Annotated in this window: 11 protein-coding genes; 6 read left to right on the plus strand and 5 right to left on the minus strand. The window is 51.0% G+C overall.

The window, feature by feature from the left end:
* Positions 1 to 203: 203 nt before the first annotated feature.
* The 5 genes from lon to bolA form a co-directional block, all read right to left on the minus strand.
* Positions 204 to 2,558 (minus strand): endopeptidase La, encoded by a 2,355-nt coding sequence (lon, locus tag JKP81_RS19215; protein ID WP_200552975.1) that lies wholly within the window; start codon positions 2,556 to 2,558, stop codon positions 204 to 206.
* A gap of 183 nt (positions 2,559 to 2,741) precedes the next feature.
* A complete protein-coding gene (gene clpX, locus JKP81_RS19220) occupies positions 2,742 to 4,016 on the minus strand; it encodes an ATP-dependent protease ATP-binding subunit ClpX (protein ID WP_017458887.1) in 1,275 nt (424 codons plus the stop codon).
* A gap of 125 nt (positions 4,017 to 4,141) precedes the next feature.
* Positions 4,142 to 4,765, minus strand: a complete 624-nt coding sequence (gene clpP / locus JKP81_RS19225; RefSeq protein WP_017458886.1) for an ATP-dependent Clp endopeptidase proteolytic subunit ClpP — start codon at positions 4,763 to 4,765, stop codon at positions 4,142 to 4,144.
* A 287-nt stretch (positions 4,766 to 5,052) separates the two neighbouring features.
* Complete coding sequence (gene tig / locus JKP81_RS19230; protein ID WP_017458885.1) at positions 5,053 to 6,351, minus strand: trigger factor; 1,299 nt, start codon at positions 6,349 to 6,351, stop codon at positions 5,053 to 5,055.
* 349 nt (positions 6,352 to 6,700) lie between these two features.
* Entirely contained in the window at positions 6,701 to 7,018 is a 318-nt protein-coding gene (bolA, locus tag JKP81_RS19235; protein ID WP_017458883.1) for a transcriptional regulator BolA, read from the minus strand.
* Between the two features lie 298 nt (positions 7,019 to 7,316).
* On the opposite strand from bolA, the gene JKP81_RS19240 reads away from it, so the two are divergent.
* The 6 genes from JKP81_RS19240 (at position 7,317) to JKP81_RS19265 (ending at position 13,930) form a co-directional block, all read left to right on the plus strand.
* Positions 7,317 to 7,895, plus strand: a complete 579-nt coding sequence (locus tag JKP81_RS19240; RefSeq protein WP_200552976.1) for a lipoprotein — start codon at positions 7,317 to 7,319, stop codon at positions 7,893 to 7,895.
* A 39-nt stretch (positions 7,896 to 7,934) separates the two neighbouring features.
* Positions 7,935 to 9,410: a muropeptide MFS transporter AmpG gene (gene ampG, locus JKP81_RS19245; RefSeq protein WP_200552977.1), complete on the plus strand. Its 1,476-nt coding sequence runs from the start codon at positions 7,935 to 7,937 to the stop codon at positions 9,408 to 9,410.
* Positions 9,411 to 10,041: 631 nt separating this feature from the next.
* On the plus strand, positions 10,042 to 10,989 hold the full coding sequence (gene cyoA, locus JKP81_RS19250; protein ID WP_200552978.1) for a cytochrome o ubiquinol oxidase subunit II: 948 nt from the start codon (positions 10,042 to 10,044) through the stop codon (positions 10,987 to 10,989).
* 19 nt (positions 10,990 to 11,008) lie between these two features.
* A complete protein-coding gene (gene cyoB / locus JKP81_RS19255; protein WP_200552979.1) occupies positions 11,009 to 13,000 on the plus strand; it encodes a cytochrome o ubiquinol oxidase subunit I in 1,992 nt (663 codons plus the stop codon).
* The gene (locus tag JKP81_RS19260) at positions 12,990 to 13,604 is read left to right on the plus strand and encodes a cytochrome o ubiquinol oxidase subunit III (protein WP_200552980.1); all 615 of its coding nucleotides are present in this window, start codon (positions 12,990 to 12,992) and stop codon (positions 13,602 to 13,604) included. Before cyoB ends, JKP81_RS19260 begins: the two co-directional genes overlap by 11 nt.
* Positions 13,604 to 13,930 (plus strand): cytochrome o ubiquinol oxidase subunit IV, encoded by a 327-nt coding sequence (locus JKP81_RS19265; protein ID WP_017458876.1) that lies wholly within the window; start codon positions 13,604 to 13,606, stop codon positions 13,928 to 13,930. Before JKP81_RS19260 ends, JKP81_RS19265 begins: the two co-directional genes overlap by 1 nt.
* Positions 13,931 to 13,939 lie beyond the last annotated feature (9 nt).

The raw sequence follows: 13,939 nt of genomic DNA on the forward strand, positions 1-13,939 counted from the left end.
TTCCTCTCTTTATAATTTATATCGCACCTGAATCCTTCACAGCGCGACCGCGCAGCAGTTATATCAGGCCTGTCATGCCCTTACAACACCAGTTGATGATGACACACCCAACCAGCAATCTAAATTAGCTATACAAAAAAAGGCTGGCAAGTCCGAAATCACTCACCAGCCTTGTTTTTATTAACGCACTTTGCGCAAGGTCACTATTTTGCCGTTACGACTTGCATACCAAAGGGTTCATTCTGCAACGCAAGGGCGAGAACTTCTTCGATACGCTTAACCGGATGGATATCCAGATCGGCAACAACGTTATCCGGAATCTCTTCCAGATCGCGTTTGTTTTCGTAAGGAATCAGAACAGTCTTAATGCCCCCACGATGCGCCGCCAGCAGTTTTTCTTTCAGACCGCCAATTGGCAGAACCTGGCCGCGCAGGGTAATTTCCCCTGTCATCGCCACATCTGCACGAACCGGGTTACCGGTCAGACAAGAAACCAGCGCGGTGCACATCGCAATACCAGCGCTCGGACCATCTTTCGGCGTCGCACCTTCCGGCACGTGAACGTGAATATCACGTTTTTCATAAAAATCGCCGTTGATACCGAGTTTTTCCGCACGGGCACGCACAACCGTCAGCGCCGCCTGGATAGACTCCTGCATCACTTCGCCCAGAGAACCGGTGTAAGTCAGCTTACCTTTGCCTGGTACGCAGGCGGTTTCAATGGTCAGCAAGTCGCCGCCCACTTCCGTCCAGGCCAGACCGGTGACCTGACCTACGCGGTTTTCATCGTCCGCACGGCCGTAATCAAAGCGCTGCACGCCAAGATAGTCGTGCAGGTTTTCACCGTTGATTTCGATATGCTTCAGAGAGGGATCCAGCAGCAGCTGTTTCACCGCTTTCCGGCACAGTTTCGAAATTTCGCGTTCCAGACCACGCACACCCGCTTCGCGGGTGTAGTAACGGATAATGCCAATGATCGCGCTATCATCAACGGTTAATTCATTAGGTTTCAGCGCATTACGTTCGATTTGCTTGGTCAGCAGATGACGTTTAGCAATGTTCAGTTTTTCGTCTTCGGTGTAACCAGAAAGGCGAATCACTTCCATACGATCCAGCAGCGGCGCCGGAATATTCATGGAGTTGGAGGTCGCAACGAACATGACGTCGCTGAGGTCGTAATCCACTTCCAGATAGTGATCGCTAAATGCCACGTTTTGTTCCGGATCCAGGACCTCCAGCAGTGCTGACGCAGGATCGCCACGCATGTCAGACGACATTTTGTCGATCTCATCAAGCAGGAACAGCGGGTTTTTCACGCCCACTTTCGCCATCTTCTGAATCAGTTTGCCCGGCATTGAGCCGATGTAAGTACGGCGGTGACCGCGGATTTCCGCTTCATCACGCACGCCGCCCAGCGCCATGCGGATGTATTTGCGCCCGGTAGCTTTCGCAATGGACTGACCCAACGAGGTTTTACCAACCCCCGGAGGTCCCACCAGGCACAGAATCGGCCCTTTTAACTTGTTCATACGGCTCTGAACCGCAAGATACTCAAGGATGCGATCTTTAACACGCTCAAGACCGTAGTGGTCGGTATCCAGAATTTCCTGCGCCTGACGCAGATCTTTTTTGACCTTGCTACGCGCGTTCCACGGTACCTGCACCATCCATTCGATATAGCCGCGCACCACGGTTGCTTCCGCAGACATCGGCGACATCATTTTCAGCTTTTGCAGTTCAGATTCGGCTTTCTCTTTTGCCTCTTTCGGCATTTTCGAGGCGTCGATTTTACGCTTCAGCGCTTCGTTTTCGTCCGGCGCGTCATCCATTTCGCCCAGTTCTTTCTGAATGGCTTTCATCTGTTCATTCAGATAGTACTCACGCTGGGATTTCTCCATCTGCTTTTTCACGCGGTTGCGAATGCGTTTCTCAACCTGCAACAGATCGATTTCAGACTCCATCATCGCCATCAGATATTCCAGACGTTCGTTGACGTCGGACATCTCAAGCACGGACTGCTTATCCGCCAGTTTCAGTGGCATGTGCGCAGCGATGGTGTCAGCCAGACGCGCAGGATCGTCGATGCTATTGAGCGACGTCAGCACTTCTGGCGGGATTTTTTTGTTGAGTTTGATATAGCCTTCAAACTGGCTGATCGCCGTACGCACCAGCACTTCCTGCTCGCGCTCATCGATAGCCGGCGAGTCAAGGTATTCTGCTTTCGCTGAGAAGTGCTCACCATCGTCGGCAAGCGTGGTAATGCGCGCGCGCTGAAGCCCCTCGACCAGCACTTTTACCGTGCCATCGGGCAGTTTCAACATTTGCAAAATAGACGCCACGGTCCCGACGGTGAAAAGATCGTTTACACCCGGCTCATCCGTTGAGGCTTCCTTCTGTGCAACCAGCATGATTTTTTTATCATGGTCCATGGCCGCTTCCAGACAACGGATAGATTTTTCCCGTCCCACAAATAACGGAATGACCATGTGCGGATAAACCACCACATCGCGCAACGGCAATACGGGGATTTCAATGCGTTCAGAACGCTCAGGATTCATAGAGCTCTCTCTTAGTTTAAAGTCCGCCAGGTAATCAGGTGACGTGACTGTGCAACACGCACCATTAACATGTAAAGCAGTATATGGGGATGTTTCCCACACATTCAACGCTGTGTTTACGGAAAAATAAAAGGGGAGATAAAATCCCCCCTTTTCGATTAACTGCTTGTAAGATTTGGTTAATTATTCGCCAGATGCCTGCTGCGCTTCCGGCTTGCCATAAATCAGCAAGGGTTTGGTTTGACCCGCGATGACCGACTCATCAATCACCACTTTCTCGACATCTTCAAGCGATGGCAGGTCATACATCGTGTCCAGCAACGCGGCTTCAACGATAGAACGCAGCCCACGAGCGCCAGTTTTGCGCACCATTGCTTTCTTAGCGATAGCGTCAAGCGCTTCGTCGCGGAATTCGAGATCCACGCCTTCCAGGTTAAACAACGCCTGATACTGCTTCGTCAGGGCGTTTTTAGGCTCTTTCAGAATCTGAATAAGTGCTTCTTCGCTCAATTCACTCAGCGTTGCAACGACCGGCAGACGGCCGATGAATTCAGGAATCAGACCGAATTTGATCAAATCTTCCGGTTCAACCTGCGCCAGTAATTCGCCTTCGTTGGCTTTCTCAGATTTTCCTTTCACCGTTGCGCCAAAACCAATGCCGGAGCCGGTTTCAACACGGTGAGAAATCACTTTATCCAGCCCTGCGAACGCGCCACCACAGATAAACAGGATTTTAGAGGTATCAACCTGCAAAAACTCCTGCTGAGGATGCTTACGTCCACCCTGCGGCGGAACTGCAGCTACGGTACCTTCGATCAGTTTTAGCAACGCCTGCTGTACACCTTCGCCGGAAACGTCACGGGTAATCGACGGGTTATCAGACTTACGGGAGATCTTGTCGATTTCATCGATGTAGACAATCCCGCGCTGCGCTTTCTGCACGTCGTAGTCGCACTTCTGCAACAGTTTCTGAATGATGTTTTCAACGTCTTCACCCACGTAACCTGCTTCGGTCAACGTCGTGGCATCGGCCATGGTGAACGGGACATCCAACAGACGCGCCAGCGTTTCCGCCAGCAACGTTTTACCGGAACCTGTCGGCCCGATAAGCAGAATGTTACTTTTACCCAGTTCAACGCCGTTGCTGGTGTCGCCATTGCGCAGACGTTTGTAGTGGTTATATACCGCGACCGCCAGCACTTTTTTCGCCTGCTCCTGACCGATGACATAATCATCAAGATGATGGCGAATTTCATGCGGAGTCGGCAGCGCGCTGCGCTCGCGATGCGGCGCAACTTCTTTAATCTCTTCGCGAATAATGTCGTTACACAGATCCACACATTCGTCGCAGATATACACGGATGGCCCGGCGATCAGCTTACGCACTTCATGCTGGCTTTTGCCGCAAAAAGAGCAGTACAACAGTTTGCCCGAACCATCTTTGCGTTTATCTGTCATGAGTCAAAACCTCTTATCTGTTCTTTGTGCCGCACATGACGACGCATATGCCATTCCAGGCGCAAAACATTACTCAAGCGTGTGCCGCTTGTACTCAATAGTATAGCGGCACCTGCAGCCTGAGCTTAGTTACGATGGGTTAAAATTGAATCAACCAGCCCGTATTCAACCGCTTCTTGCGCGGCAAGGAAACGGTCACGTTCTGTATCGCGTTCAATTTGTTCTAAAGATTGACCCGTATGATGCGCCATAAGTTCATTCATGCGCCCTTTCACTTTCAGAATCTCACGCGCGTGGATTTCAATATCCGTCGCCTGGCCCTGGTAGCCGCCCAGCGGCTGGTGAATCATCACACGTGAATTTGGCAGGCAGAAACGCTTGCCCTTTGCACCCGCCGTCAGCAGAAATGCGCCCATTGACGCGGCCTGACCCATACAGATCGTGCTGACGTCAGGCTTGATAAATTGCATGGTGTCATAAATTGACATCCCTGCGGTAATTACCCCGCCAGGCGAGTTAATGTACAGGTAAATGTCTTTTTCGGGGTTTTCCGCTTCCAGAAAGAGCATTTGCGCCACAATCAGGTTCGCCATGTGGTCTTCAACCTGACCAGTGAGAAAAATTACGCGTTCCTTGAGAAGACGGGAGTAGATATCGAAAGAGCGCTCACCGCGTGAGGTCTGTTCAATAACCATTGGCACCAGGGCCATATGGGGTGCAAAGTTGTCTCGTTCGCCGCTGTATGACATTTCCGTCTCCTGGATAAAAAATTAACAAACCTGCTGTACTGATTGTACTTGAGTGAGTGGGGTCTGACTACGACGCCTCACGGACGGATTATCAGCCAGAGTCTTTTCTGTCGCTATTCCCTTAGTGGGGATGACATTACCTGATTTCAAGCATAACAATCTTTTGCTGTTACGCTAACACTGAAACGCCCTTTTAGCACAGATCTGATAGTCCTGATGCGATAAAAAAAGCCCGTCACCAGCAAGCAGGTGACGGGCTTATTGCTTTTAACTATCGCAGAAGTCGATTAAGCCTGTTGGTTCATCAGTTCGTTAAAGGAAGTGGCTTTCTCAGTCACTTTCGCTTTTTCCAGAACCGCTTCAACCGCTTGTTCTTCCAGCGCGACGTTACGCATGTTTTCCATCAGCTCTTTGTTTTTGCTGTAGAATTCGATCACTTCTTTCGGATCTTCATACGCAGATGCCATCTCTTCGATCAGGCCTTTAACGCGCTCTTCGTCAGCTTTCAACTCGTGGGTACGAATAACTTCGCCCAGCAGCAGGCCAACAACAACACGGCGTTTAGCCTGCTCTTCGAACAGCTCGCGCGGCAGTTCCAGAGCTTGCTTCTCGTTGCCACCGAAACGCTGTGCAGCCTGGCGGCGCAGAACGTCGATTTCGCTGTCAATCAGTGCAGCCGGAACGTCGATTTCGTTCGCTTTTACCAGGCCTTCAATCGCCTGGGATTTAACACGGTTACGCACCGCGCCTTTCAGTTCGCGATCCATGTTTTTGCGTACTTCAGCGCGCAGACCCGCAACGGAGCCATCTTCAACGCCAAAGCGTTTGATGAACTCTTCAGTCAGTTCCGGCAGCTCACGCTCTTCAACTTTTTTCAGGTTAATGACGAATTTCGCCGCTTTACCTTTCAGGTTTTCTGCGTGGTACTCTTCCGGGAAGGTCACGTCGATGGTGAATTCTTCGCCCGCTTTGTGGCCTTTAATACCGTCTTCAAAGCCCGGGATCATACGGCCCTGGCCCATTGCCAGTACGAAATCAGTGGCTTTGCCGCCTTCAAATTCTTCGCCATCAACGGAACCGGTGAAATCAACGGTCACGCGATCTTCAGCGTCAACAGCGCCGTCTTTGTCTTTCCAGGTCGCCTGCTGCTTGCGCAGAGTTTCCAGCATGGTGTCTACGTCAGCATCGGTCACTTCAACAACCGGTTTTTCGACTTCAATGGTATCCAGCGCTTTCAGCTCAACTTCCGGATACACTTCGAACTCTACAGAGTAGGTGAAGTCTTCGCCCAGTTTGTATTCGCCCGGAACATAATTCGGCGCGCCAGCTGGGTTGATTTTTTCCTGAATGATCGCATCGATAAAGTTGCGGCTCATCAGATCGCCCAGAACGTCCTGGCGAACAGACGCGCCATAACGCTGAGCAACAACGGTCATCGGTACTTTACCCTTACGGAAGCCGTCAATACGCACTTTCTTCGCTACGTTGACCAGCTCGCTCTTCACAGCGGTCTCGATGCTGTCAGCAGCGATTGTAATCGTTACACGGCGCCCAAGGCCCTGAGTGGTTTCAACTGAAACTTGCATCTTGTTACCTCAAAAAATCACAGTGCTCGGTCAACTCTACTCTGCGAAGCAAACCGTTTCGCTTGCAGAACCGGGATGTTCTCTCAAATCAGATATACATTCCCTGTCGTCAGAATCATCCCGAAGACATTCCGAAAAATAAGACGCAGCATTATAGCGGCATCACAGATATGAGTCGAGAACGGGAATGTCGCAATGGTGCGTCATTTTTCACACTTCTGAAGCAATTTCGCTCAAAAAAGGGCGTTTCTCGCTCAAAATTCAGACAAAACAAAACGGCCCGTAGGCCGTTTTTACATAATCTGCATGCAACATACTGGAAAAGTTTGGGCAGTTGCAACCAGGTTTTCTACGCGATGCTTCCGGCACCGCGACAGGCTGGCGAGGTCAGCAGGGTATCCTGCAAACCTTCCCACTCCTTAAGTGTGTAAGTATGCAGAGCCAGTGCATGAATCGTCGTAGACAGTTCATCTGCCAACGTGCCGTAAATCATGCGATGACGGTTCAGAAAACGCTCTCCAGTAAAGCGGTCGCTCACCAGTACAACTTTGAAGTGACTTTCAGAACCTGCGGGGACATTGTGACGATAGCTCTCGTCAACAACCTCGAGAATGAGGGGCTCAAATGCCGCCTTCAGCTTTGCTTCTATTTGTTCGCGCATCATCATGATATTACACCTCCGACAACGCTGAGATGCCAGCCATCTCTTTAAATGTTAGCCGCTTTTACCGTCTCTATAACAATAAAACAACAAAAAATTAGCGTTCGTCCTATTTTCGCGCTCAAGGCGATGAACTCTACTGAAAGCAGCTTTTTTTGCGTGGTATCACCCATAAAAAGGTTTTTGAGGGCAAAAAAAGCACAAGACGATGAATTTCCATGCATTGAGGACTTCCTCTTAACAGCGGCAATGTTATGATGGCGAGAATTTTCCCCCAGAAGCTTAGATCCTTGAGAGCCTGAACATGTTTAAAAAAATACTCTTTCCGTTGGTTGCTTTATTTATGCTGGCCGGGTGCGCAACCCCGCCGACAACGCTTGATGTCACCCCAAAAATTACTCTGCCGCAGCAGGATCCAAGCCTGATGGGTGTCACCGTGAGCATCAACGGTGCCGATCAGCGCCCGGATCAGGCGCTGGCTAAAGTGACGCGCGATAACCAGCTAGTCACCCTGACCGCTTCCCGCGATCTGCGTTTCCTGCTGCAAGAAGTGTTGGAAAAACAGATGACCGCGCGCGGTTATATGATCGGGCCGAACGGTGCGGTAAACCTGCAGATTATTGTTAACCAGCTGTATGCGGATGTCTCTCAGGGCAACGTCCGCTACAACATTGCGACCAAGGCGGATATTGCAATCATCGCCACTGCCGCGAACGGCAACAAAATGACCAAAAACTACCGCGCAAGCTATAACGTTGAAGGCGCATTCCAGGCTACCAACGACAAGATTGCCGGTGCGGTTAACAGCGTATTGACTGATACCATCGCTGATATGTCTCAGGACACCAGCATTCACGATTTCATCAAGCAAAACGCCCGTTAATCTTTTTCTGGCCCGGTTTTCCGGGCCAGTTTTTAACTCATGTCCAGTCACTACTTACGCATATTCACTCAGCCGAAATCAGCCATCCTGCTGATTCTGGGTTTCGCTTCCGGTTTGCCTCTCGCCCTGACCAGCGGCACGCTCCAGGCATGGATGACCGTTGAAAACATCGATTTAAAAACCATCGGTTTCTTTTCTCTGGTCGGCCAGGCTTACGTCTTTAAATTTCTGTGGTCGCCGCTGATGGATCGCTACACGCCGCCTTTACTCGGGCGTCGTCGCGGTTGGCTGCTCCTTACGCAAATCCTGTTGCTGGTGTCGATTGCCGCAATGGGTTTCCTCTATCCTGCCAACCATTTACGCTGGATGGCAGCGCTGGCCGTGCTTATCGCGTTCTGCTCTGCGTCTCAGGATATTGTATTCGATGCATGGAAAACGGATGTGCTGCCGCTCGAAGAGCGAGGCGCAGGCGCGGCAATCAGTGTGCTGGGCTATCGGCTCGGAATGCTGGTTTCCGGGGGGCTGGCCTTATGGCTGGCAGATCGCTGGCTCGGCTGGCAAGGGATGTACTGGTTAATGGCTGTGCTACTGGTCCCGTGCATTATCGCTACCCTGCTCGCACCGGAGCCAGAGGATGTGATTCCGGTGCCGAAAACGCTGGAACGCGCCGTTGTCGAACCGCTGCGTGATTTCTTCGGGCGCAATAACGCCTGGCTTATCCTTCTATTAATAGTGCTGTACAAACTGGGCGATGCGTTCGCCATGAGCCTGACAACAACATTTCTCATCCGCGGCGTTGGTTTTGACGCCGGAGAAGTCGGCGTGGTGAACAAAACCCTGGGGCTTATCGCCACGATTATCGGCGCGTTGTTTGGCGGCGTACTGATGCAACGGTTATCCCTGTTCCGTGCTCTGTTCATTTTTGGCGTACTGCAGGCCATTTCGAATGCCGGTTACTGGCTGCTATCGATTACGGCGAAAAGCATTTTTACGATGGGTTCAGCCGTCTTTTTAGAAAACTTGTGTGGCGGCATGGGGACCGCAGCGTTTGTTGCACTATTAATGACGCTCTGCAACAAATCCTTCTCCGCAACGCAGTTTGCTTTGCTCTCGGCCCTGTCGGCGGTTGGGCGCGTCTATGTCGGCCCGCTGGCTGGCTGGTTTGTTGAAAGCTACAGCTGGTCGACATTCTATCTCTTTTCGATTGTGGCCGCGCTTCCCGGCCTGGTATTGCTGGTGTTGTGCAAAAAAACACTGGCATTTACGCAACAGAGTGAACGTTTTCTCTGCAGGACGGAATACGCTGCAGCGTACCGGCTGGCGCTGCGCATACTGAGCGCCGGTTGCGTGCTGTTAGGATGCTGGCTGCTGGTGCTGATGATTAACGCCACAGGTTTTACTACCTGGTCTTTCGGCACCACGCTGCTGGAATGGGGCGCGCTGTTAGCCATTATCGGCATTGTGTTTGGCGGTGTGTTGGATTTGCTGGCCCTACGTAAAACCGAGTTGCTATGACGTGATAAAAAGACGTGATTAAGAAGCGCCTGCGGGCGCTTCTTTTCGGCGTCGAAAGCCTGAAAATGTTAAAAAGCAGTAAAGTGACAAAAAAATCACTAAAGAATATATTTGCTGGCTATTTTCCTATTAAAATCAGGTCATCAAAAAATAAAAACGGCCCAAAACAATTCACAGAAGTTATTATTATGCTCAATAAATAAACACCCTGTCTTTTTAGCAAATCACCTAATTCAAACTGAGCAAATAAAAAATCTTAATTGTTTTGTGCCTTATAAATTAAAGGCTACTCTTTAACGATTCAGCACGGTTATTAATTGTTGTGTTTCAAGTTCGTTCCAATAATGTTCGATATTTGCTGGATATTTGTTAAATAAATGTATATTTAACTAATTGGTTATACCAATTTACCCCCATGACTGATTGTGATGTAATTTTTCCGTTATAATCTCACTTTCTGGCAGTGCGAATCGCTTTTTTTACAGATTGTTGCATTCGATGTGACATAAACGGCAAAAGCCAGTAACACCTTACTGACACAGAGCCAATCATGTTTACAGTAACGTAACCTTTCCGTAAAATGCCCGCACACTTTAAGCGCCACCAGATCCCGTGGAATTGAGGTCGTTAAATGAGACTCAGGAAATACAATAAAAGTTTGGGATGGTTGTCATTAATCGCCGGTACTGTTTTACTCAGTGGCTGCGATTCTGCACTTCTTGACCCCAAAGGACAGATTGGACTGGAGCAACGTTCGCTGATACTGACGGCTTTTGGCCTGATGTTGATTGTCGTTATTCCCGCCATCTTGATGGCCGTTGGTTTCGCCTGGAAGTATCGTGCGAGCAATAAAGATGCGAAGTATAGCCCTAACTGGTCACACTCCAATAAAGTGGAAGCTGTGGTCTGGACGGTGCCAATTCTGATCATCCTGTTCCTTGCCGTATTGACATGGAAAACCACCCACGCGCTTGAACCAAGCAAACCATTAGCCCATGACGAACAGCCGATCACCATTGAAGTTGTTTCTATGGACTGGAAATGGTTCTTCATCTATCCGGAGCAGGGCATTGCTACCGTGAACGAAATCGCCTTCCCGGCTAACGTTCCGGTTCAGTTCAAAGTGACCTCCAACTCCGTGATGAACTCGTTCTTTATCCCGAAACTGGGTAGCCAGATTTATGCGATGGCCGGTATGCAGACCAACCTGCATCTGATCGCCAACGAAGCTGGTACCTACGATGGTATCTCCGCAAGCTACAGCGGCCCGGGCTTCTCGGGTATGAAGTTTAAAGCAATTGCTACGCCGGACCGTGCCGCATTCGACCAGTGGGTCGCAAAAGCGAAACAAGCTCCGAATACACTGCCGGATATGGCAGCGTATGACAAACTTGCTGCGCCAAGCGAATACAACAAGGTTGAATACTTCTCCAGCGTGAAACCCGATTTGTTTAAAGACGTTATCAACAAATTTATGGGCCACGGCATGAGCATGGACATGAACCAACCGAAGGGCGAGCATAGCGAGCACCAGGGTATGGAAGGCATGGACATGAGCCACGCGGAAACCTCTCACTAAGGGGTCGAGGAAGAAAACGATGTTCGGAAAATTGACACTGGATGCAGTCCCCTACCATGAACCCATTATTGTGGTTACGGTGGCTGCCATTATCATCGGTGGCCTGGCATTACTGGCCCTGATTACTTACTTCGGTAAGTGGAACTACTTGTGGAAAGAGTGGCTGACTTCGGTTGACCACAAAAAACTCGGCATCATGTACTGCATCGTCGGTATCGTAATGCTGATTCGTGGCTTTGCTGACGCCATCATGATGCGTAGCCAGCAAGCACTCGCCTCGGCGGGTGAAGCAGGCTTCCTGCCGCCGCACCACTACGATCAGATCTTCACCGCCCACGGCGTGATCATGATCTTCTTCGTAGCAATGCCGCTGGTTATCGGTCTGATGAACGTGGTTATCCCACTGCAGATCGGCGCTCGCGACGTGGCGTTCCCGTTCCTGAACAACCTGAGCTTCTGGTTCACGGTTGTCGGTGTGATCCTGGTTAACCTGTCTCTCGGCGTGGGTGAATTCGCGCAGACTGGCTGGCTGGCTTATCCGCCGCTATCGGGAATCGAGTACAGCCCAGGCGTAGGGGTCGATTACTGGATCTGGGCACTTCAGCTCTCCGGTATCGGTACGACGCTGACCGGTATCAACTTCTTCGTCACCATTCTGAAGATGCGTGCGCCGGGCATGACCATGTTCAAGATGCCGGTATTTACCTGGGCATCACTGTGCGCCAACGTGCTGATTATCGCCTCGTTCCCGATCCTGACTGTCACCGTCGCGTTGCTGACCCTGGACCGCTATCTGGGTACCCATTTCTTCACCAACGAAATGGGCGGCAACATGATGATGTACATCAACTTGATCTGGGCCTGGGGCCATCCGGAAGTGTACATCCTGGTTCTGCCGGTGTTCGGTGTGTTCTCGGAAGTCGCCGCGACCTTCTCGCGTAAGCGCCTGTTCGGTTACACCTCGCTGGTTTGGGCGACCGTGTGTATTACCGTACTGTCGTTTATCGTTTGGTTGCACCACTTCTTCACCATGGGTGCAGGCGCGAACGTTAACGCCTTCTTCGGTATCGCCACCATGATTATCGCCATCCCGACCGGGGTGAAGATCTTCAACTGGCTGTTCACCATGTACCAGGGCCGTATCGTGTTCCATTCAGCAATGATGTGGACCATCGGCTTTATAGTGACCTTCTCTGTGGGCGGTATGACCGGCGTACTGCTGGCGGTACCGGGCGCGGACTTTGTGCTGCACAACAGTCTGTTCCTGATTGCTCACTTCCATAACGTCATCATCGGCGGTGTGGTATTTGGTTGCTTTGCGGGTATCACTTACTGGTGGCCGAAAGCGTTTGGCTTCACCCTGAATGAAACCTGGGGTAAACGCGCGTTCTGGTTCTGGATCATCGGCTTCTTCGTAGCATTTATGCCGCTGTATGTGCTGGGCTTTATGGGTATGACCCGTCGCCTGAGCCAGCAGATCGATCCGCAGTTCCACACCATGCTGGTGGTTGCCGCTTGCGGCGCTGCGCTGATTGCCTGCGGTATTCTGTGCCAGCTGATTCAGTACTACGTCTCCATCCGCGACCGTCACCTCAACCGTGACCTGACCGGTGACCCGTGGGGCGGACGTACGCTGGAGTGGGCAACCTCTTCTCCACCGCCGTTCTACAACTTCGCTGAAGTGCCGCACGTTCATGAGCGTGATGCATTCTGGGAAATGAAAGAAAAAGGCGAAGCGTATAAGCAACCTGCGCATTATGAAGAAATTCATATGCCGAAAAACAGCGGTGCGGGCATTGTGATTGCCGCTTTCGCAACGGTGTTTGGCTTTGCCATGATCTGGCACATCTGGTGGATGGCGATCGTCGGTTTCGCCGGCATCGTAATTAGCTGGATTGTGAAGAGCTTTGACGAGGACGTGGATTACTACGTACCGGTTGCAGAAGTCGAAAAACTGGAAAATCAGCATTTCGATGAGATCAAAAAGGCAGGGCTGAAAAATGGCAACTGATACTCTGACGACTGCGAACGCCCACGCGCACGAACATGGGCACCATGATTCAGGACCGACGAAAGTCTTCGGTTTCTGGATCTACCTGATGAGCGACTGCATTCTGTTCTCGATCCTGTTCGCGACCTATGCCGTGTTAGTGAATAACACGGCGGGTGGCCCGTCGGGTAAAGACATCTTTGAACTGCCGTTCGTTCTGGTGGAAACCGCCCTGCTGCTGTTCAGCTCCATTACCTATGGCATGGCGGCGATCGCCATGTATAAGAACAACAAAGGCCAGGTTGTTTCCTGGCTGGCGTTGACCTGGCTGTTCGGCGCAGGCTTCATCGGGATGGAACTCTATGAATTCCATCACCTGATTGTCGAAGGTATGGGTCCGGATCGCAGTGGCTTCCTGTCAGCGTTCTTCGCGCTGGTTGGCACTCACGGTCTGCACGTGACCTCGGGTCTGATCTGGATGGCAGTGCTGATGTTCCAGATTTCCCGTCGCGGCCTGACCAGTACAAACCGTACGCGTATCCTGTGCCTGAGCCTGTTCTGGCACTTCCTGGACGTGGTATGGATTTGCGTATTCTCAGTCGTTTATCTGATGGGGGCGATGTAATGAGTCATTCAACCGATCATGGCGCTTCCCACGGTAGCGTAAAAACCTACATGACAGGTTTTATCCTGTCGATCATCCTGACGGTGATCCCGTTCTGGATGGTGATGAGCGGTACTGCGTCCCACGTTGCGATTCTCGGCACTGTGCTGGTGACAGCGGTAGTACAGATATTGGTGCATCTGGTGTGCTTCCTGCACATGAACACCAAGTCTGATGAAGGCTGGAACATGACGGCTTTCGTCTTTACTGTGCTGATCATCGCAATCGTGGTGGTAGGTTCCATCTGGATTATGTGGAACCTCAACTACAACATGATGGTTCGATAAGAGCGGCGA

Origin of the sequence: Kosakonia sp. LAM2021 (genome assembly GCF_016620385.1) — a bacterium.
Lineage (GTDB): Bacteria > Pseudomonadota > Gammaproteobacteria > Enterobacterales > Enterobacteriaceae > Kosakonia > Kosakonia sacchari.

Bases quoted from the DNA above. Each gene is read 5' to 3' on its own strand.
- lon (WP_200552975.1), bottom strand. From the start codon at position 2,558: ATGAATCCTGAGCGTTCTGAACGCATTGAAATCCCCGTATTGCCGTTG.
- clpX (WP_017458887.1), bottom strand. From the start codon at position 4,016: ATGACAGATAAACGCAAAGATGGTTCGGGCAAACTGTTGTACTGCTCT.
- clpP (WP_017458886.1), bottom strand. From the start codon at position 4,765: ATGTCATACAGCGGCGAACGAGACAACTTTGCACCCCATATGGCCCTG.
- tig (WP_017458885.1), bottom strand. From the start codon at position 6,351: ATGCAAGTTTCAGTTGAAACCACTCAGGGCCTTGGGCGCCGTGTAACG.
- bolA (WP_017458883.1), bottom strand. From the start codon at position 7,018: ATGATGATGCGCGAACAAATAGAAGCAAAGCTGAAGGCGGCATTTGAG.
- JKP81_RS19240 (WP_200552976.1), top strand. From the start codon at position 7,317: ATGTTTAAAAAAATACTCTTTCCGTTGGTTGCTTTATTTATGCTGGCC.
- ampG (WP_200552977.1), top strand. From the start codon at position 7,935: ATGTCCAGTCACTACTTACGCATATTCACTCAGCCGAAATCAGCCATC.
- cyoA (WP_200552978.1), top strand. From the start codon at position 10,042: ATGAGACTCAGGAAATACAATAAAAGTTTGGGATGGTTGTCATTAATC.
- cyoB (WP_200552979.1), top strand. From the start codon at position 11,009: ATGTTCGGAAAATTGACACTGGATGCAGTCCCCTACCATGAACCCATT.
- JKP81_RS19260 (WP_200552980.1), top strand. From the start codon at position 12,990: ATGGCAACTGATACTCTGACGACTGCGAACGCCCACGCGCACGAACAT.
- JKP81_RS19265 (WP_017458876.1), top strand. From the start codon at position 13,604: ATGAGTCATTCAACCGATCATGGCGCTTCCCACGGTAGCGTAAAAACC.